Origin of the sequence: uncultured Jannaschia sp., assembly GCF_947503795.1 — a bacterium.
Taxonomy (GTDB): Bacteria; Pseudomonadota; Alphaproteobacteria; order Rhodobacterales; family Rhodobacteraceae; genus Jannaschia.
In genome coordinates, this window is record NZ_CANNEZ010000001.1 from 1,703,341 (window position 1) to 1,721,037 (window position 17,697).

Consider the following 17,697-nt stretch of genomic DNA (forward strand, 5'->3'; position numbering starts at 1 on the left):
CCGCCGATCCGATCCCCGGACCGGCGACCGATTCCGGCTGACTTGAAAGGAGATCGCCATGACCAAACCCGACTACGTGATGCGGACGTTCATCCGCACGACTCAGGACGCGCTCTGGTCCGCACTGACCGATGCGGACGCGGCCGCCGCCTACCATCCGTTCACGCCCGAGGCCGACCGGGACGGCGACGCCATCGTCTACAAGCTGCCCGACGGGTCCGACATGCTCGTCTGCCGCGAGACGGAACTGACGCCCAAGACCCGCATCGAGAGCACGTTCGAGCCCCGGTGGCAGCCCGGCATCCCGGTGTCGCGCTTCGTCTGGACTATCGACCCCGAGGGCGAGCACTGCCGCCTGACGCTCGAGCATTACGACATTCCCGAGGGCGGCGAGGGCTATGCCGACGGCTGGGAGCGTCTCGTCGCGGGCCTCAAGACCTGGCTCGAAACCGGCAAGGCCGCGCGCTTCGGGGGAGAAGGCCGATGACCCCTGAGCTCTGGTGGATGACCTGGACCGCGATCCTCGCCGGCTCGCTCTGGGTGCCCTACATCGTCGGCATCAACACGGCGCAACCGAACACCTGGCCCGAGGGGACGGACCCGTTCGTCACGCCGATGGACCCGAACCTGCAACGCCCCTGGGTCCGGCGCGCCTTCCGCGCCCATCTCAACCTGCTCGAGCAGTTCCTGCCGATGCTGGCGCTGGTCCTCATCGCCCATGCGGCGGGGGTGTCGAACACCGTCACGATCTGGGCGACCGGCCTCTTCTTCGGCCTGCGCGTGCTGCACGCCGTAGGGATGATCACGGGCGTGGCCCGGATGCCCGCCCGGCCGCTGATCTTCGTGGCGGGATGGCTCTGCATCCTCGCGGTGGCGGGGGCGATCCTGATGGGGGCGTGAACCCGGCGGGGGGCCAGGACGTTGGCCCCCCGACCACAGGAGATGCGACCATGACCGACCGTTCCGACAAGGCCCCGGGCCAGCAGCCGCTGCCGAAAGGCGACGACGCCCCCGGCCACGACAGGGCCAATCCCTTCGGCGAGAGCGCGGCCGAGCCGCAATCCGACGGCGGCCGGACGAAATACGACAAACCCGCGACGGGCGCCGATGATTTCGCCATCGACGAGCTTCGCCAGAAGCGCATTCGCGGCAACGAAAGCAGTCGCGACGCGGACTGACCCGCTTCGATGTTCCATAAACATGCAGGCGTCCGGGGTCCGCGTTCGAACCACCGCCCCGGTGCGTACCGCCGGTCGCCGGGGGTCCGGGGGGCGTCCCCCGGCCCTCTCAGTCCGGGCGGCCGCGGAACCCCTGCGCCACGACGAACTTCTCCGACGAATCCGACCGGGACGCGCCCGGTTTGACGTTCGCCACCTTCTCAAAGGCGACCTTGAGCCGCTTCTGAAGATCGCCCTCGGCCCCGCCCGCCAGCACCTTGGCCACGAAGGTTCCACCGGGGGCCAGCACGTCGAAGGCCAGCTCCGCCGCCGCTTCGCAGAGCGACATGATCCGCAGGTGATCGGTCTGCTTGTGCCCCGACGATGCTGCGGCCATGTCCGACATCACCACATCCGCATCGCCGCCCAGCCAGTCCTTCACCTTCGCATCGGCCCCGTCGGCCAGAAAGTCGAGCACGTGGATCTCGGCCCCCGGCACGGGGTCGACCTCCTGCAGGTCGAGGCCGATGATCCGGCCCTGCGGTTTCTTCGCCATCTCGCCCAGCGCGTTGATGCGCGGCACCGCGACCTGCAGCCATCCGCCCGGCGCGCAGCCGAGATCGACGACGCGGGCACCGGGGACGAGGAAGCCGTACTTGTCGTCCAGCTCCATGATCTTGAAGGCCGCGCGACCGCGATACCCCTCGGCCCGGGCCCGTGTGACATACGGATCGTTGAGCTGCCGCTCGAGCCAGAGCTTCGAGCTGAGCTTGCGGCCCCGCGCGGTCTTGACCTTTACGGTCAGGTCGCGCCGGCCACGACCGGAGGTGTTCTTGGGTGTCTGTGCCATGGGGGGCAATTAGGCCCTTCGGGCGGCCGTGGGAAGGCCCGCCCCGATCAGAATGGCCCGTCGTCGAGCACGCCGTCCTTCGACATCTGCGCATAGAGCAGCCCTTCGCGCAGGCCCCGGTCCGCGACCGAGAGGCGATCCGTGGGCCAGACGCGCAACAGCGCCTGCAGGATAGCGGCGCCCGACATGATCAAGGCGTGCCGGTCGCGGCCGATCCGGGGGTCGTTGCGCCGCCCGTCGGGGCCGAGCGCCAGATAGCTGCGGATCACGCGGTCGATCTGGTCGGTGGTCATGCGCAGACCGTCGACCTTGTTGCGGTCGTATCGGCGAAGATTCAGGTGCGTTGCGGCGACGGTCGTGACCGTCCCGCTTGTGCCGATGATCTGGAAGCCCGGATCGCTGTCGCCCGCGGCGTCGGCATAGGGCGAGAACTCGGCCAGGCATTCCTCGAAATGCCACGACATCAGAGCGAAGCGTGCGGCGTCATCTGTAACGTCGCGGAACTGGTCCTTCAACGTCGCCACGCCCAGCGGGATCGAGATCCAGTCCACCACCTTGGCGCGCGGGAACGGATCGTCGGCCGTGCCCTGGAACCCGGCATGGAGGCGCATGATCGCCCGCGCCCGGTCATGACGCGGCACGCGGGTCAGGTCGATCCAGACGAGTTCGGTGGACCCGCCGCCGATATCGACCACCAGAAGCTGTTCGGCCTTGGTCGACACCAGCGGCGCACAAGAAACGACGGCGAGGCGCGCTTCCTCCTCGGGCTCGATGATCTCGAGCGGCAGATCGGTCTCGCGCTCGACGAGGCGGATGAATTCCGAGGCGTTGGTCGCGCGGCGGCAGGCCTCGGTCGCGACGAGGCGCATCCGGGTGACGTCATGGGTCTCGAGCTTCCGGCGACAAATCTTGAGCGCCCCGATGGTGCGCGCCATCGAGGCGCGCGACAGGCGGCCCGATTGCTCGAGCCCGTTGCCGAGCTGGACCGATTTCGAGAAGCTGTCCACGACATGGAGCTGGTTGCCTTTGGGCTGCGCGATCAGCATCCGGCACGAATTCGTGCCGAGATCGAGCGCCGCGTAGAGCTCCGCCGAATCGGGGCGGGTCCTGTCTCTCGGTGGCGCGACGGGCGCGGGCCCCTTGCGCGACTGCGCCGCGGGGATGCGGGCGCCGTTCGACAGGGGACCGGGCCGGTCGGCCGGGTCGTCCGGTGGCATCGCCGCCTCCGCATGTCTGGTTGCCCCGACCATAGGGGGGCCGCGGGCCATCGCGCAAGCATCCTTCATGTCCGACATGAGGGATTCGATACCCCGCGCGGCTGGCCCGCGCGCGCCCGCGGGGTTAGGTCGAAGGCGCGTGTCGCCATCGGGCGCATGCAGGTCGAATTGGGGCCGCACGCCCCGCCCCCCGCCGTTATGAGTGGGCAAAACCCGAGGGAGGGCCCGATGCCGCAGATCACTGTCGTCTATTGGCGGGACATCCCCGCCCAGGTCATCGCCGGAAGCGGCCGCAGGGCGGCGAAGGTGCAGTTGAGCGAGCGGTTCGAGCAGGCCATCGACCGCGCCGCGATGCGCTCCGGCGCGTCCGAGACCGATGCGTATCTCGCTGATTGGCGAAAGGTCCCCGAGGGCGATGTCGACGGAGCCGATGCCGAGGTCGCCGCCGCGCGGGCCGCCGAGCTGGAGGCCGACTGGAGCCCCGAGCGTCTGAAGGCCGCGGCCTTGGCCGGTGGCACAGAGGCGGCGGCCTGATGGCGATCCTCGGCTTCCGCAAGCCTGCGCCCGCGCCTGCCACCGCCGATCCGGTGCTGGCCGAATTCCTTGGCGGCAGTTCCCTCGAGGTGATGCCCCGCACCGCCGAGAAGATCGATGATTTCGCCGCGATCCTGCCGCGCGGCACCCGCGTCTATATCGCCCATATCGATGGCACGCCGATCGCCGACATGGTCGCGACCGCCGCGCGCCTGCGCGCCGAAGGCATGGAACCGATGCCCCATTTCCCGGCCCGCATCATCGCCGATCGCGCGACGCTGGACGACTGGATCGCCCGGTATCGCGGCGAAGCGGATGTGCGGCAGGGGCTGATCCTCGCCGGTGGCGTGGCCGAGGCCGCGGGCGCGTATGAGACCTCGATGCAGCTTCTGGGCTCAGGCGCCTTCGACGGGTTCGAGCGGCTGCATGTCGCGGGTCACCCCGAGGGCAATCGCGACATCGACCCCGATGGCAGCGACGCGAACGTGTCCGAGGCGCTGCGGTGGAAAACCGCTTTCGCCGAGCGCACGGATGCGAAGATGGCGATTGCCACGCAGTTCTGCTTCGAGGCCGCGCCCGTGATCGCCTGGGCCGATGCAATCCGCGCCGCCGGGGTCGACCTGCCGGTGCATATCGGCGTCGCCGGGCCCGCGAAGCTTCAGACGCTGATCAAGTTCGCCATCGCCTGCGGCGTGGGTCCCAGCTTGCGGGTCCTGCAACGCCGCGCCGCGGATGTGACCAAGCTCCTCCTGCCTTTCGAGCCGACCGAGATCCTGACCGATCTGGCCCGGCACAAGGCCGCCCATCCCGACTTCAATATCGAAGCGGTCCACATCTTCCCGCTGGGCGGGATCAAGACCTCCGCCGCGTGGCTGCAGGTTCATGTAAAGGATGAAGAATGACCCGTACGGTTCTGGAATCGAAGACAAAAACGGTAACGATCGGCTTCGACGAGCCATTCTGCGTGATCGGCGAGCGGATCAACCCCACGGGCCGCAAGAAACTGGCGGCCGAGCTGGAGATGGACGATTTCTCGACCGTCGAGCGCGATGCGCTGGAACAGGTCGCCTGCGGCGCGATGGTCCTCGACGTCAATTCGGGCGCGGTCTTCACCAACAAGATGGCCGAGGATCCGCGCTACGCCGACAACAACTTCGTCGAGCCGACACTGATGAAGGCGCTGGTCGAGCGGGTGCAGGCGCTGGTCGACGTGCCGCTCTGCATCGACAGCTCGGTGCCCGGCGCGCTGGAGAACGGGCTGGCCGCCGCCGAGGGGCGCCCGCTCCTGAACTCGGTCACGGGCGAAGAGGAGCGGCTGGAGATCGTCCTGCCGCTGGTCAAGAAATACAACGTGCCCGTCGTGGCCATCTCGAACGATGACACGGGCATCTCGGAGGACCCCGATGTCCGCTTCGCCGTCGCCAAGAAGATCGTCGAGCGGGCCGCGGATTTCGGGATCCCCGCCCATGACATCGTGGTCGACCCGCTGGTGATGCCGATCGGCGCGATGGCCACCGCCGGGCACCAGGTCTTCACGCTCGTCCGCCGCCTGCGCGAGGAGCTGGGCGTGAACACCACCTGCGGTGCGTCCAATATCAGCTTCGGCCTGCCGAACCGGCACGGGATCAACGCGGCCTTCCTGCCGATGGCGATCGGGGCTGGCATGACGAGCGCCATCATGAACCCCGTCTGCGCGCAGGAGATGGAGGCCATCAACGCGGCCAACATGCTCATGAATCATGACCCGAACGGGGGCACGTGGATCGGCTTCACACGGGTGCTGGATGCGGTGCGCGAGGGCGCGAGCTTCCCCGAAGCGGCGCGGGCCGCGCAGTCGGCGGGCGCACGGACCGGCGGACGCCGGGGTGGTCGTCGGCGCGCCTGATGTTGGGCATTTACCCGATATTCACGTCCGGCGGGGCATCGTTCCGGCATGGACATGAGACCCGCGATTCCCCCGCCCCGCCCCGCCTTTCCCGCGACGACAGCCGCGCCGTGGCTGGCCAAGCTCTTCGGGTCCCGATCCGCGCAGTCGGGGGGCGTCGTGCGACGGTCGACGGCATGGGTCGAACGGGAAGTGGGACGCGCGGCCTTCGTCGCCGAGGTGCGTCGGCGCGGCTTTCACCTGCTGGAAACCGGCGGGCAGTTCGTGGTGATCTGTCATCGCGGCAGCCTCCGCGTCGTCTGCTGAAACGATTGTTCGTACGAACAATCGCGAAGATTGTTCGTACGAACAATCTCGGACACGGGGCAGCGGCGTGAAGCTCCACAGCGTCGTCTTCATGCCGTCGGGCAAGCGCGGCACCTTCGCCGCTGGAACGCCCGTCCTGACCGCCGCCCGCCAACTCGGGGTCGACCTCGACAGCGTCTGCGGCGGCCGCGGCATCTGCTCAAAATGCCAGGTCCAGCCCGGCACCGGCGCCTTCCCGAAGCTGGGCCTGACGGTCGCGCCGGATGCGCTCTCGGACTTCAACGCGGTCGAACGGCGCTACGACGAGAAACGCGGCCTGAAGCCTGGACGCCGTCTCGGCTGCCAGGCCAAGATCCAAGGCGACGTCGTGATCGACGTGCCCGCCGAAAGCCAGGTCCACCGACAGGTCGTCCGCAAGGCCGCGTCCGATCATCCGATCATCATGGACCCGGCCACGCGCCTCCATTTCGTGACCGTCGAGGAGCCGGACATGGACGCGCCTTCGGGCGATCTCGAGCGGTTGCGCACGGCGCTGCGAACGCAATGGGACCTCGACGATCTCGCTATCCCCCTTTCAGTCCTTCGCGGGCTCCAGACGGCGCTGCGCAAGGGCGAGTGGCAGGTCACCGTCGCCGTCGATCACGACAGCGCAAGCGTCACAGCGATCTGGCCGGGCCTTCGCACCGCCGCTCCGCTCGGGCTCGCGATCGACCTCGGTTCGACGACGATCGCGGCGCATCTCTGCGACCTCGGCGACGGACGGGTGCTGGCGTCGGGCGGCGTCATGAACCCGCAGATCCGCTTCGGCGAGGACCTGATGAGCCGGGTCAGCTATGCGATGATGAACGCCGGCGGCGATGTCGAGATGACGGGCGCCGTGCGGGCGGCGCTGGATGCGCTGGCGCTCGAGCTGGTCGCCGAGGCCGGCGTGGCGGCGGGCGACGTGCTGGAGACGGTGATCGTCTGCAATCCGGTCATGCACCACCTCCTGATCGGCGTCGATCCGGTCGAACTGGGGCAGGCCCCCTTCGCGCTCGCCACGTCCGACGCGCTGCGGCTGGCCGCGTCCGAGGTCGGGCTTGCGTCGATCGGAGCGGGCGCGCGGGCCTATATCCTGCCCTGCATCGCGGGTCATGTCGGTGCGGATGCGGCGGCGGTGGCGCTGGCGCAGGCGCCCGACGAGGCCGAGGCGATGACGCTGATCGTCGATGTCGGCACCAATGCCGAGCTGATCCTGGGCAATCGCGACCGTATCCTCGCCTGCTCCTCGCCCACGGGCCCCGCCTTCGAGGGCGCGCAGATCTCCGCCGGGCAGCGCGCGGCCCCGGGTGCCATCGAACGAGTCGAGATCGATCCCGCGACGAAGGAACCCCGGTTCCGCGTCATCGGGAGCGAGCTCTGGTCCGACGATCCGGCCTTCGAGGGCACCGAGATCACGGGCATCTGCGGCTCGGGCATCATCGAGGCAGTGGCCGAGATGCGAATGGCCGGGCTGGTCGATGCGAAGGGCCTGATCGGCTCGGCGGAACAGACCGGCACGGCCCGCGCCATCCCCGAGGGTCGGACGCATTCCTACCTGCTCTGGGAGGGCGAGGACCGGCGGATCGCGGTGACGCAGGGCGACATCCGCGCGATCCAGCTTGCGAAATCGGCGCTCTATGCGGGCGCGCGGCTTCTGATGGACGTGGCCGAAATCGACAGCGTCGAACGGGTGACGCTGGCGGGGGCGTTCGGCGCGCACATCTCGCCCAAGCACGCGATGGTGCTGGGGATGATCCCCGATGCGGCGCTGGACCACGTGACGAGCGCCGGCAACGCGGCCGGGCACGGGGCGCGCATGGCGCTCTGCAACCGGGGCGCGCGCGCGCATGTCGAGGATCTGGTCCGCCGGATCGAGAAGATCGAGACCGCCGTCGCACCGCGCTTTCAGGAGCATTTCGTCAATGCCAACGCGATCCCGCATGCGACCGATCCGTTCCCGAACCTGATGTCCGAGGTGACGCTGCCGCAGGTCAGCTTCAACGTCGCGACCGAGGGCCGACGCCGCCGCCGATGACCGGCCTCAGCCCAGCGTGACGACCGCGCCGCCCGCCGCTTCGGCATCGGCGGCATCATGGGTCACCATGAGGATGGGAACACCGGCGGCGCGCGCCCGGTCGAACACGAGCGCACGGGTGCGGGCCCTGAGATCGGCATCGAGCTTCCCGAAGGGCTCGTCGAGAAGGAGTGCTGCGGGCCGTGACAGAAGCACCCGCATCAAGGCCACGCGCGCCGCCTGTCCCCCGGAAAGCGTAGCGGGATCGCGGGGGCCGTAGCCCTCGAGTCCGATCTCGGCCAGCGCAGTCGCCACGGTCGCGCGCCGCGTGCTTCGCGTTCCGCCGCGCGGCAGGCCGAAGGCAAGGTTTGCGGCCACGTCGAGATGGGGAAAGAGCAGCGGATCCTGATAGAGAAGACCGACATGCCGACGCTCGGGCGGCAGATCGCCGAGATCGCGCCCGTCGAGGATGGCGCGCCCCGTCGCGGTGAATGGCGCACGCAGATCGCCCATCACGAAAGCGAGGAGCGTCGACTTGCCGACACCCGACGGCCCCATGACGGTCAGCACCTCGCCCGGCGGCACGGCGGCGTCGATGGCCAGAAGCGGGCGTCCGGCGCGGGCGATCCGGACGTCGTCGAGGATCAGGCCGTCAGGCATCGCGCATCCCCCGCCTGTTGCGGAAGACGAGCGCGGGCACCGCGAGCGCCAACGCGAAGGGGGCGAGTGCCGCGAGGCTCTGGCCCAGGCCCCAGACGCCGATGGCGCGGCGGTCGCCGCCCGCCGCGAGGGCCACGGCCTCGGTCGCGAGGGTCGAGACGCGGCCGCCGCCGAGGAGGAGCGTCGGCAGGTATTGCCCGACGCTGACCGCGACACCGACCGCGGCGGCGGTCAGGACGGGTGCCAGCAGCATCGGCATCCGGATGCGCCAGAGGACGCGGTCGCGCGAGGCGCCAAGCCCGCCTGCAACGCGCGCGAGCCGTGCGTCCCACGCGCGAAACGGGCCCGACAGGCTGAGGAAGACGTAAGGGATGACGAAGACGATATGGGCCGCGAGGACCGTCGCGATCGGCGGCTGGCCGAGCCGAGCCGAAAGGACCTGGAGGCCCGGCAGGAAGGCAACCTGCGGGATGAGGAGTGGCAGGTAGAGAAGCCAGATCGCGCGCTGATCCGGGGTCAGGCCGAAGCGATGCTCGGCCTCGAGACAGCCGATGACGAGGATCAGCGAGGCGGCGGTGGCGGCGAGCGCGATCCAGATCGTGGTGCCGGCCGTCGCGGCCATCTCCGGGCCGAAGCGCATCCAGCTCCGCGCTGTCAGGGCGTCCGGTGCGAGGTCGGGAAAGCGCCAGGCCGCAGCGACGGACCAGAGGGCGAGCGCCGCGAGGCCGCCGAGAACGGCAAGGGCCGAGACCGTGCCCAGCGCGAAGCCGGCGGCGCGGGCGGGCGCCTCGGGCAGGCCCCGCCCCGACCAGACCCAGCGCCGACCAAGGGCGGCGACCACCCGTTCCAGCCCCAGCCAGAGCGCGAGGGCCGCGAGCGTGGCCGCGAATTGCAACAGCGCGCCGGCGGCCGCCGTGGCACGGAGCGCCAGATCCGGATCCAGCATCCAGCGCGTGACCTGCACCGAGAGGGTTGGCGGCGTGTTCGGCCCGAGGATGACCGCCACGTCCACGTTGGTCATAGCATAGACCAGCACCACGAGGACCGGCAGGCGGACCTGCGCATAGAGGCCGGGGAAGACCGCCTTGAACCAGCCCGCGACGCGCCCCTGCCCCAGCGCCCGCGCGACCCGCAGGCGCGCGGCGGGGATCTGGGTCTGCGCGGCCAGCATCATCAGGAGGAGGAATGGAAGCTCCTTGGCCACCAGCCCCGCCGTCAGCGACAGGCCCCAGCGGTCCTGAAGGATCAGAAGATCCGGCGGCACCTCCCATCCAAGTGGCAGCGCCACGAGCCGCATCAGCCAGCCCGAGGGCGCCACGAGAAACGCGAGCCCGAGGGCCGCGGCGGCGTGCGGGACGGCCAGAAGCGGCGAGAGCAGACGTTCGAGCCACGCAAAGGCGGGCGTCCCGTGCCACCCCGCGAGGATCAGCGACGCGATGGCCAGCGCGCCGATGGTCGAGAGAAGCCCTGACGACGCGCTGACGGCCAGCGCGCGCGGCAGGCCCGGCCAGTCCAGCACCGCCATCAGCGGACCCGCCGAAAGCCCCTGCCCCGTCGGCCCGTAGCCCAGCGCGGGAAGGATGGTGCCCGCCATGCCCAGAAGGACCGGCCCTGCGAGCACGAGAACCGTCAGGAGGGGAAGCGGGCGCAGCATGGCGGCGCGGACCGGCGGGCGGCCGCTACTGGGCGACGCCGTAGCGGGCGACCCAATCGGCGCTCAGGCGGTCGGCCCAGCTCGGGTGCGGCTCGGGCTGGGCGGGGCCGAGATCGGCGGGCGAAAGCGTCGCGGGGCCGATATCCAGCGCGTCGAACGCCGCGCGGTCGGCCTCGGAGAGTTTGCCCATGTCGAGGACCGTGCCGTAGCCGAGAATGCTCGGATCCTGCGCGCGAAGCTGTGCGGCGGGCGACAGGATGATGTTCGCGACGACCATCGCGCCCTCCTTTGCCGAGGAGTTGTAGGGGATCGCGAGGAAGCTCGCATTGCCCAATGTCCCCTTCCGCAAGACCGCCGTCCGCGCCGTATCCGGCAGCTGGAAATTGGCGATCGCGGTGGACGCCTCGCCCGGCGAGAAGCTGATGGCGAGGTCGATCTCGCCATCGTTCATCAGCTGGAGCTGGCGTGGCCCGGTCTGCGGATAGGCGCGCCCTTCCCGCCAGAGGACCGGGGTCAGCGCATCCATGAAGGCCCAGAAGCTGGCCGTGACCGCCTCGTAATCCTCGCCCACCGGGGCTTGCAGCACCGCCGGATCCGCCACGAGGTCGATCAGCATCTGCTTGAGGAAGGTCGTCCCAAGGAAGTCGGGCGGCTGCGGGAAGGTGAAGCGGCCGGGATTCTGGGTCGCGAAGTTGAGGATCTCCTGCGCGCTGTCGGGCGCGTCGGGCAGGCGCGCGGTATCGTGGATGAAGACGACCTGCGCCATGGCCCAGGGGCTCTCGTAACCTTCGGTCGGGATGGTGAAATCGACGGTCACGGTCTTGCCCTCGACATCGACGAGCGACCAGTTGGGCAGGTCCTCGGCCCAGGGCCCGAAAAGGAGGTCCTGCTCCTTCATGGCGGCGAAGTTCGCGCCGTTGATCCAGATGAGATCGACCGAGCCACCCTCGTCCCGTCCCGCCTGCCGTTCGGTCAGGACCGCGCCGACCGCATCGCCCGTGTCGGCCAGCTTGACGTGTTCCAGCGTCACGCCCTGCTCGGCGGCCCGGTCCCCGATCCAGGAGATGAAGTCGTTCGTCGTCGTCGAGCCGCCCCATGCGTGCCAGTAGACCGTCTGACCGTCGGCCGCGGCGGTCACGGCATCCCAATCGGCGGGATCGGGGTCGGCAAAGGCCGGCAGGGCGGCGAGCGTCAGAGCGGCAGTGAGAAGGCGCATGGAGAGGGTCTTTCAGTCAGGCAGGAGATGGCGGGCATTGAGGACGCGCGCCGTGGCGGTGAAGAGGCACAGCACTCCGAAGGCCCAGGCCAGCGGCGCGAAGTGTTGAGGGAGAAGACAGAGAAGCACGAAGAAGACGATCGTCTCGGTCCCCTCGAGCAGTCCGGCCGAATAATAGAGCGACTTCTGGCCCTGCGCCTCGGTCGAGATGCCGCGCTTGGCGGCCATCGACGCGAGCCCGAGGAACGAGGTGCCGTTGACGTAGAAGGTCAGCAGCAGGAACGCCGCCGGGAGCGCGTTGGCCGGGTCCATCACGGCGAAGGCGAAGGGCACGGCGCCGTAGAAAACGAAGTCGGCCCAGATATCGAGATAGCCGCCGAAATCGGTCTTGCGCGTCGCCCGCGCGACCGCGCCATCCAGCCCGTCGGCGATGCGCGACGCCAGAAGCGGCAGCAGCGCCCAGCCGGGCGAACCGAGCGCGATGGTCAGCGCCGCCAGAAGCCCCAGCCCCAGCCCCGCGAGGGTGACGCCGTTCGCCGTGGCGCCCCGTGCCGCCAAGGCATGGCCAAGCCGGTTCAGCGGCGGGTCGATCAGGCGGCGGGCACGGGCGTCGAGCATGGGCATTGGTGCCGCGAAATTCAGCCCGCGTGCAAGGCACCTTGCCGTGAGGTTCAGGCCGACGCGGGGATGGTGCGCGTGGCCACCGCCGCGAGGATCAAGAGCCCGGCCGAGGCGGCCAGCGCCATCGGCAGGCCGCCCCATTGATAGGTCAACCCCGAAAGGAGCGTGCCCAGAAGCCGTCCGCCCGCATTGGCCATGTAGTAGAAGCCGACATCCATGGTCACGCGCTCGGCCCGCGCGAAGTCGAGGATGAGGAAGGAATGGAGCGACGAGTTGATCGCGAAGACCACGCCGAACACCAGAAGGCCCGCCATGACGATCCACGTGGCGTCGGAGGCTGCGGCGTTGGTCGCGGCCAGTACGGCGGGGATCACGGCGAGCGCGGCGACCCAGGTCAGCGCGTCCGATGGCGTCCCGCCGCGCACGATACGCGGGGCCAGCGCCTGCACGCCGCCATAGCCGATGATCCATATCGCCATGAAGCCGCCGGTCACGAAGAAGGCTGTGCGCGGATCGAGCGTCTGGGCCAGCGTCGCGGCCAGCCAGATCGGGAGGGCGACGACGAACCAGACGTCCCGCGCGGCGAAGAGAAAGAGCCGCGCCGCCGCGAGCCGGTTGATCCGGGGATCGCGGCTGAAGACCTGCGTGAACTTCGCCTTCGCATCCCGCGCCGACATGTCCCGCGGCAGGGCGAGGACCACCGCGACGAGGATCGCGGCGAGCCCCGTCGCCATCAGCCAGAGTGCGGGGCCGAAGCCGACCGTCGCCAGAAGGGCGGCACCGACGAAGAACCCGAGGCCCTTGATCGCGTTCTTCGAGCCGGTCAGCACCGCGACCCAGCGAAAGAGCCCGCCCTCGGGGGCCAGGAGCTTGACCGCCGACTTGCTGGCCGTCTTGGCAAGGTCCTTGGCCACCCCCGACGCCCCCTGCACCAGCATCACGAAGACGACCGATGCCGCGACGGTCCAGGCCGGGTCGAGCTGCGTCAATGCCGCCAGTGCCGCGATCTGGAGCGCCAAACCCGCGATCAGCGTGGCCCCCAGCCCGTAGCGCGCCGCGAGCCAGCCTGCGGTCAGGTTGGTGACCACGCCCGCGACCTCGTAGAGCAGGAAGAGCCACGCGAGTTGCAGCGGCGAGAAGCCGAGGCCATGGAAATGCAGCAGCACCAGCATCCGCAGCGCGCCATCGGTCAGCATGAACGCCCAATACGCCGCCGTGACGGCTGCATAGGCGCGCAGCGAGGTCACGCGGCGATCATCCGGGCGATATCGGCCATGCGGACGGCATAGCCGAATTCGTTGTCGTACCAGACATAGAGTTTCAGATGCGTTCCCTGCACGACGCGGGTCGACAGGGCGTCGACGATCGCCGATCGCCGATCATCGAGGAAGTCGGACGAGACGAGCGGCCGGTCCTCGACCCCGAGGATGCCCGCCATCGGCCCGGCCTCGGCGGCGCGGAATGCGGCGTGAACCGCGTCGACGGTGACCTCGCGCGCCATCTCGAATGCGCAATCGGTCAGCGACGCATTCAGGAGCGGGACACGCACCGCATGGCCCGTCAGCCGGCCTTCGAGATCGGGGAAGATCTGCATGATGGCCTTGGCCGACCCGGTGGTCGTCGGGATCAGGTTCATCAGGGCCGACCGGGCCCGGCGCGGGTCCTTGTGGGGCCGATCGACGATGGTCTGGGTATTGGTCACGTCGTGGATCGTCGTGAAGCTGCCATGGCGGAGGCCGAAGCTCTCGCGCAGGACTTGCACAACGGGAGCGAGGCAGTTGGTGGTGCAGGACGCCGCCGTCACGATGCGCTGGCTGCCGTCCCAACGGTCGTGATTGACGCCGTAGACGAGGTTCAGCGCGTCGCCGTCCTTGACGGGGGCCGAGACCACGACGTGGCGCACCCGGTCAAGATAGGGGGCGAGTGCGGCACCCGTCTTGAAGGCGCCCGTGCAGTCGAGGACCATGTCGATCCCGTCCAGGTCCAGCGCCTCGGGGCGGCGATGCGCCGTCAGCGGCAGCCTGCGGCCGCCCAGCACCAGCGCGCGGCCATCCGCGCGGACGGGTGTGGCCCAGCGGCCGTGGACGCTGTCGAATTCCATCAGGAGCGCGTGCTGCTCGGGGTCGTCCGACGCATCGTTCAGCGCCACCAGCTCGACCCCGTGCGGCCGGTCGATCAGCTCGCGCAGCACGAGCTTCCCGATCCGCCCCAACCCGTTCAGCATCACCCGCATCCGACATCCCCTGCTTTGCCCGCGCGCCCGCCGCTAGCGGGACCATATGACGATCTCATGACACTTTCCCCCGCGCGCCCTTGCGTGTAGCCCAAGCCCGTTGGAAGCGTGGCCGAGCGGTCGAAGGCACCGGTCTTGAAAACCGGCAGGCGTGAAAGCGTCTCGTGGGTTCGAATCCCACCGCTTCTGCCAGACATCCGGCGCTGTCGCGACGATGTGCCGACCGACCCGTGCAACGCGGGAAAGACGGCATACCGACCCTGCCGAACGAGACCGGAGACATGCCCCGTGCCGCCGTCAGCCATCGCCTACACCAAGCCGTCGATCACCGAGCTCGAGGTCGAGTTCGCAACCCACGCCACGCGAACCGGCTGGGGGGCGGACTGCTACGCCTATATCGGGCGGTTCGAGCGAGGGTTCGCAACGCATATCGGCGCCGCCCACGCGATCGCGACGTCCAGCTGCACCGGCGCGATGCAGATGGGGCTGGCGGCGCTCGGGATCGGGCCCGGCGACGAAGTCATCCTCGCGGACACGAACTGGATCGCGACGGCCGCCCCGATCGTCCATCTCGGGGCGACGCCGGTCTTCGTCGATATCCGACCGGACAGCTGGTGCATCGATCCCGCACGCGCTGCCGCCGCGGTCACGCCGCGCACACGCGCCATCGTGGCCACGCATCTCTATGGCAACCTCTGCGATATGGATGCCCTTCTGGAACTCGGAGATCGGCACAACATACCCATCATCGAGGATGCCGCCGAAGCGATCGGCGCGCGGTATCGCGGACGCGCGGCCGGGAGCATGGGCCGCTTTTCGACGTTCTCGTTTCACGGCACGAAGACGCTGACCACCGGCGAGGGCGGCATGTTTCTGACCTCGGACCCGGAGCTTTTCGCGCGCGTGGGCACGCTGGCGAACCACGGGCGCGATCCGGCGCAGACGCGGCAGTTCTGGGCGGATGTCGTCGGCTACAAGTTCAAGATGTCCAACGTTCAGGCCGCGATCGGCTGCGCGCAACTGGACCGCATCGACGAGCTGACGGGGCGGAAGCGTGAGATCCTCGCGGCCTACAAGGCTCGGCTGGACCGTCTTTCCGGTGTTGCGATGAACCCGGAGCCCGATCACGTCGTCAACGGTGCGTGGATGCCGACGGTCGTGTTCGCTCCCGAGACGGGCGTGACCCGCGAGCGGCTTCAAACGGCCTTCGCCGACGCCCGGATCGACGCGCGCGTGTTTTTCTGGCCGCTGTCCGAACAGCCGATGTTCACACCGGTTCCCGAGAACAGGGTCGCGCGGGACATCTGCGCGCGTGCGATCAACCTGCCCAGCTATCACGACATGACCACCGCCGAGATCGACCGCGTCTGTGCCGTGATCGAGGGGCTTCTAACCTAGCCGTCCAGCCAGATCAGTCGCGCGTCCGCGGGCCGCCAGGCGCTCGTATCGGCAAGGATTGTGCGGGCGCGGGCCGGGTTCAGGCCGACCACGATCGAGGCGATATCGGTCGGGCAATCCTCGGGGATCAGGACGGGTGCCCCCATGTGGTCGTGGCCTTGCAGATAGGGGTTCCGGTCCAGGAAGCAGCGCGGCCCGCCCGCAATCCGCGTGGCGATGAGCGTGCCGTAGAACCCGGCGCCGTAGATCGCCACCGGTTCGGTCGGCGCTTCGGTGCGCAACCGGTGCAGGATCGCGGTCCAGTCGGCGAGGACCGAGCGCAGCGCATCCGTCTCGCGCGCCGGCACCGTGCCAGGCGTCCCGCCGGTGGCCACGACGATGAACGCACCCGCGAAGCTCGTCTGGTCGAGGCTGTCGATCCGCAGGCCGGCCTCGGCGAAGGCTCGGGTCAGGCTCGCGGCAGTGAAGTGGTTCAGGTGATCGACCACCAGAAGGTCGCCCGTGTTCGAGCCGCAATCGGGGACCGAGAGGAACAGGCGTCCGCCGGGCGCGAGACAGCGAGACAGCTCGTGCAGGATCGCGACGGGATCCGGCACGTGCTCGAGGACGAAATGCGCCGTGATCAGATCGAAGCGGTCGGTCCAGCCGTCGGGCAAGGCATATGTCGCCTGCTGGTCTTCGGGCACCCAGCCGGCCCAGTGCTCGGTATAGTCGCGGCTCACATCGAAGACATGGGGCTGGATGTCCGGGCGGTTCTCGATCACGCGTTGCAGCGTCGTCGCCTTCCCAGCACCGAAATCGAGTACCTTCGCGCCGTTCGTGATTTCCAGTGCGGCGACCAGTTCCGCCTGATAGGCCGTGCGGAAGACCTGCTCGCCCGCGGCGTTCTCGTAGAGCTGGTCATGCCCGTCGATATCGAGGGAAATGCGGTACTGCGTGTCGTAGAAATCCGAGAGCTCCGGCAGGTCGGGGCTTTGGGCGTGGCCGCAGTTTTCGCAGAGCCACACGCGCGTCGGCAGATCCAGAACGGTCCGGATCGAGGTCAGCGACGGGCCCGGATCGTCGAAATCCGGCGCGTCGAGCTTAGCCGCGCAGACCCGGCAGGACGGCGCGCTCATGCCACCAGCTCCGGCAGGATCGCCTCGAAATCGACGCCTGCGGCAAAGGACCCGGCCCAAGCGATGCGGCGGCCGATGGGATCGTCGAAGTTGAACCAGCGAAATTGCATCGACCAGCGCGGATGCGACGCGCGGTTCACCCCCGATTGGTGCAAGGTCAGGAAATCCATGGCGATCAGGTCTCCGGGTTCGGTCAGAGGCGCGACCTTGTCATAGGCCGCGACGCGTTCGGCTTCGCCGGCAAGACGCAGCGAGTAGGCGCCCGTCTTGCCCACGCCGCCGTCGTCACGCTCGACCGGGATGATCCCTTCGGCATGCGAGCCGGGGCAGAGTTCGACCGGGCCCAGATCGGCGGTGACGGGCAGAAGCGGGCTCCAGTAGACGACGCCGTCGACACTGCGAAGCTGGGCGGGAAATTCCTGATGCCAGAAGGTCTTGAACTTGTCCTCGGAGGGGAAGTCGATCCGGATGCCGTAGCCGCCCGCCGCGATACCCGGGTTGGCGCCGGGGCGCAGATCGCGGAACAGGGCGTCGTTCCTTTCAAGCGCCACGAGCTGCATGAAGGCCGGGATCTGCTTGACTGCATCGTAGACCCGCCCCGCCAGTGCCCGATCCGCCCGCGCGATCGCCATGATACCGTCGGTCATAGCCGCTTCGGGTGTGGCGCAATCGGCATCGATCCCGTTCTGCGTGGCGATCAGCTCGACGATCCGGCGGATGCCCTGCCGGATCGGCTCGATCTCGGAGGCGACGTCGTAGAACCCGCGGCGGATGCAATAGCCGTCCGTCTGGAATTGATCGCTCATCAGGGCC

General features: G+C 69.1%; 19 protein-coding genes and 1 tRNA gene. 10 read left to right on the plus strand and 10 right to left on the minus strand.

Translation table 11 applies throughout. The annotated features are described in order from the left end of the window. Positions 1–58: 58 nt before the first annotated feature. From Q0833_RS08890 to Q0833_RS08900, 3 genes are read left to right on the plus strand one after another with little or no spacing between them, the layout of a single operon-like run. A complete protein-coding gene (locus tag Q0833_RS08890; RefSeq protein ID WP_298432822.1) occupies positions 59–487 on the plus strand; it encodes an SRPBCC domain-containing protein in 429 nt (142 codons plus the stop codon). Then, entirely contained in the window at positions 484–900 is a 417-nt protein-coding gene (locus Q0833_RS08895) for an MAPEG family protein (protein ID WP_298432825.1), read from the plus strand. Before Q0833_RS08890 ends, Q0833_RS08895 begins: the two co-directional genes overlap by 4 nt. A gap of 50 nt (positions 901–950) precedes the next feature. Continuing rightward, on the plus strand, positions 951–1,178 hold the full coding sequence (locus Q0833_RS08900; protein ID WP_298432828.1) for a hypothetical protein: 228 nt from the start codon (positions 951–953) through the stop codon (positions 1,176–1,178). A 109-nt stretch (positions 1,179–1,287) separates the two neighbouring features. Here Q0833_RS08900 and Q0833_RS08905 read toward each other — a convergent pair whose 3' ends face one another. Continuing rightward, entirely contained in the window at positions 1,288–2,007 is a 720-nt protein-coding gene (locus Q0833_RS08905) for an RlmE family RNA methyltransferase (protein WP_298432831.1), read from the minus strand. Positions 2,008–2,054: 47 nt separating this feature from the next. After that, positions 2,055–3,224, minus strand: coding sequence for a Ppx/GppA phosphatase family protein (locus Q0833_RS08910; protein WP_298432834.1), 1,170 nt, complete (start codon positions 3,222–3,224; stop codon positions 2,055–2,057). Positions 3,225–3,452: 228 nt separating this feature from the next. Between Q0833_RS08910 and Q0833_RS08915 the strand changes: the two genes are divergently transcribed. The 5 genes from Q0833_RS08915 (at position 3,453) to Q0833_RS08935 (ending at position 8,005) form a co-directional block, all read left to right on the plus strand. Continuing rightward, a complete protein-coding gene (locus Q0833_RS08915) occupies positions 3,453–3,758 on the plus strand; it encodes a virulence factor (protein WP_298432836.1) in 306 nt (101 codons plus the stop codon). Continuing rightward, positions 3,758–4,660: a methylenetetrahydrofolate reductase gene (locus Q0833_RS08920; RefSeq protein ID WP_298432839.1), complete on the plus strand. Its 903-nt coding sequence runs from the start codon at positions 3,758–3,760 to the stop codon at positions 4,658–4,660. Before Q0833_RS08915 ends, Q0833_RS08920 begins: the two co-directional genes overlap by 1 nt. Next, complete coding sequence (locus tag Q0833_RS08925; protein WP_298432843.1) at positions 4,657–5,643, plus strand: methyltetrahydrofolate cobalamin methyltransferase; 987 nt, start codon at positions 4,657–4,659, stop codon at positions 5,641–5,643. The genes Q0833_RS08920 and Q0833_RS08925 overlap by 4 nt, the downstream gene beginning before the upstream one ends. Positions 5,644–5,697: 54 nt before the next feature. Next, the gene (locus Q0833_RS08930) at positions 5,698–5,949 is read left to right on the plus strand and encodes an N-(5'-phosphoribosyl)anthranilate isomerase (protein ID WP_298432846.1); all 252 of its coding nucleotides are present in this window, start codon (positions 5,698–5,700) and stop codon (positions 5,947–5,949) included. A 91-nt stretch (positions 5,950–6,040) separates the two neighbouring features. Further along, positions 6,041–8,005 carry an ASKHA domain-containing protein gene (locus Q0833_RS08935; RefSeq protein WP_298435063.1) on the plus strand — a complete coding sequence of 655 codons (1,965 nt, stop codon included), beginning with the start codon at positions 6,041–6,043 and terminating at the stop codon, positions 8,003–8,005. Positions 8,006–8,011: 6 nt separating this feature from the next. Here the strand turns inward: Q0833_RS08935 and Q0833_RS08940 are convergent, their stop codons facing one another. Genes Q0833_RS08940 through Q0833_RS08965 form a run of 6 tightly spaced genes read right to left on the minus strand, consistent with a single transcriptional unit; the run spans position 8,012 to position 14,368 of the window. Next, on the minus strand, positions 8,012–8,644 hold the full coding sequence (locus Q0833_RS08940) for an ATP-binding cassette domain-containing protein (protein ID WP_298432849.1): 633 nt from the start codon (positions 8,642–8,644) through the stop codon (positions 8,012–8,014). Next, positions 8,637–10,298, minus strand: a complete 1,662-nt coding sequence (locus Q0833_RS08945) for an ABC transporter permease (protein ID WP_298432852.1) — start codon at positions 10,296–10,298, stop codon at positions 8,637–8,639. Before Q0833_RS08945 ends, Q0833_RS08940 begins: the two co-directional genes overlap by 8 nt. 25 nt (positions 10,299–10,323) lie before the next feature. Next, the gene (locus Q0833_RS08950) at positions 10,324–11,514 is read right to left on the minus strand and encodes an ABC transporter substrate-binding protein (protein WP_298432855.1); all 1,191 of its coding nucleotides are present in this window, start codon (positions 11,512–11,514) and stop codon (positions 10,324–10,326) included. A 12-nt stretch (positions 11,515–11,526) separates the two neighbouring features. Continuing rightward, complete coding sequence (locus Q0833_RS08955; RefSeq protein WP_298432858.1) at positions 11,527–12,132, minus strand: CDP-alcohol phosphatidyltransferase family protein; 606 nt, start codon at positions 12,130–12,132, stop codon at positions 11,527–11,529. A 53-nt stretch (positions 12,133–12,185) separates the two neighbouring features. Beyond that, positions 12,186–13,382: an organoarsenical effux MFS transporter ArsJ gene (gene arsJ, locus Q0833_RS08960; protein ID WP_298432861.1), complete on the minus strand. Its 1,197-nt coding sequence runs from the start codon at positions 13,380–13,382 to the stop codon at positions 12,186–12,188. Next, positions 13,379–14,368, minus strand: coding sequence for an ArsJ-associated glyceraldehyde-3-phosphate dehydrogenase (locus Q0833_RS08965; RefSeq protein WP_298432864.1), 990 nt, complete (start codon positions 14,366–14,368; stop codon positions 13,379–13,381). Before Q0833_RS08965 ends, arsJ begins: the two co-directional genes overlap by 4 nt. Positions 14,369–14,470: 102 nt before the next feature. On the opposite strand from Q0833_RS08965, the gene Q0833_RS08970 reads away from it, so the two are divergent. After that, positions 14,471–14,560: transfer RNA gene (locus Q0833_RS08970), tRNA-Ser, on the plus strand. A 96-nt stretch (positions 14,561–14,656) separates the two neighbouring features. Beyond that, positions 14,657–15,766: a DegT/DnrJ/EryC1/StrS aminotransferase family protein gene (locus tag Q0833_RS08975; protein ID WP_298432866.1), complete on the plus strand. Its 1,110-nt coding sequence runs from the start codon at positions 14,657–14,659 to the stop codon at positions 15,764–15,766. On the opposite strand, the gene Q0833_RS08980 is transcribed toward Q0833_RS08975, so the two are convergent. Further along, positions 15,763–16,884: a methyltransferase domain-containing protein gene (locus Q0833_RS08980; protein ID WP_298432869.1), complete on the minus strand. Its 1,122-nt coding sequence runs from the start codon at positions 16,882–16,884 to the stop codon at positions 15,763–15,765. The two genes, Q0833_RS08975 and Q0833_RS08980, sit on opposite strands and share 4 nt — an antisense overlap. Beyond that, positions 16,881–17,690, minus strand: a complete 810-nt coding sequence (locus Q0833_RS08985) for a phytanoyl-CoA dioxygenase family protein (protein ID WP_298432872.1) — start codon at positions 17,688–17,690, stop codon at positions 16,881–16,883. The genes Q0833_RS08980 and Q0833_RS08985 overlap by 4 nt, the downstream gene beginning before the upstream one ends. Between the last annotated feature and the right edge of the window lie 7 nt (positions 17,691–17,697).

Coding starts and splice junctions, on each gene's coding strand:
- Q0833_RS08955 (WP_298432858.1), bottom strand. CDS start 12,132: ATGCTCGACGCCCGTGCCCGCCGCCTGATCGACCCGCCGCTGAACCGG.
- Q0833_RS08915 (WP_298432836.1), top strand. CDS start 3,453: ATGCCGCAGATCACTGTCGTCTATTGGCGGGACATCCCCGCCCAGGTC.
- Q0833_RS08950 (WP_298432855.1), bottom strand. CDS start 11,514: ATGCGCCTTCTCACTGCCGCTCTGACGCTCGCCGCCCTGCCGGCCTTT.
- Q0833_RS08925 (WP_298432843.1), top strand. CDS start 4,657: ATGACCCGTACGGTTCTGGAATCGAAGACAAAAACGGTAACGATCGGC.
- Q0833_RS08985 (WP_298432872.1), bottom strand. CDS start 17,690: ATGAGCGATCAATTCCAGACGGACGGCTATTGCATCCGCCGCGGGTTC.
- Q0833_RS08945 (WP_298432852.1), bottom strand. CDS start 10,298: ATGCTGCGCCCGCTTCCCCTCCTGACGGTTCTCGTGCTCGCAGGGCCG.
- Q0833_RS08905 (WP_298432831.1), bottom strand. CDS start 2,007: ATGGCACAGACACCCAAGAACACCTCCGGTCGTGGCCGGCGCGACCTG.
- Q0833_RS08930 (WP_298432846.1), top strand. CDS start 5,698: ATGAGACCCGCGATTCCCCCGCCCCGCCCCGCCTTTCCCGCGACGACA.
- Q0833_RS08920 (WP_298432839.1), top strand. CDS start 3,758: ATGGCGATCCTCGGCTTCCGCAAGCCTGCGCCCGCGCCTGCCACCGCC.
- Q0833_RS08940 (WP_298432849.1), bottom strand. CDS start 8,644: ATGCCTGACGGCCTGATCCTCGACGACGTCCGGATCGCCCGCGCCGGA.
- Q0833_RS08980 (WP_298432869.1), bottom strand. CDS start 16,884: ATGAGCGCGCCGTCCTGCCGGGTCTGCGCGGCTAAGCTCGACGCGCCG.
- Q0833_RS08895 (WP_298432825.1), top strand. CDS start 484: ATGACCCCTGAGCTCTGGTGGATGACCTGGACCGCGATCCTCGCCGGC.
- Q0833_RS08910 (WP_298432834.1), bottom strand. CDS start 3,224: ATGCCACCGGACGACCCGGCCGACCGGCCCGGTCCCCTGTCGAACGGC.
- Q0833_RS08890 (WP_298432822.1), top strand. CDS start 59: ATGACCAAACCCGACTACGTGATGCGGACGTTCATCCGCACGACTCAG.
- Q0833_RS08900 (WP_298432828.1), top strand. CDS start 951: ATGACCGACCGTTCCGACAAGGCCCCGGGCCAGCAGCCGCTGCCGAAA.
- Q0833_RS08935 (WP_298435063.1), top strand. CDS start 6,041: ATGCCGTCGGGCAAGCGCGGCACCTTCGCCGCTGGAACGCCCGTCCTG.
- Q0833_RS08965 (WP_298432864.1), bottom strand. CDS start 14,368: ATGCGGGTGATGCTGAACGGGTTGGGGCGGATCGGGAAGCTCGTGCTG.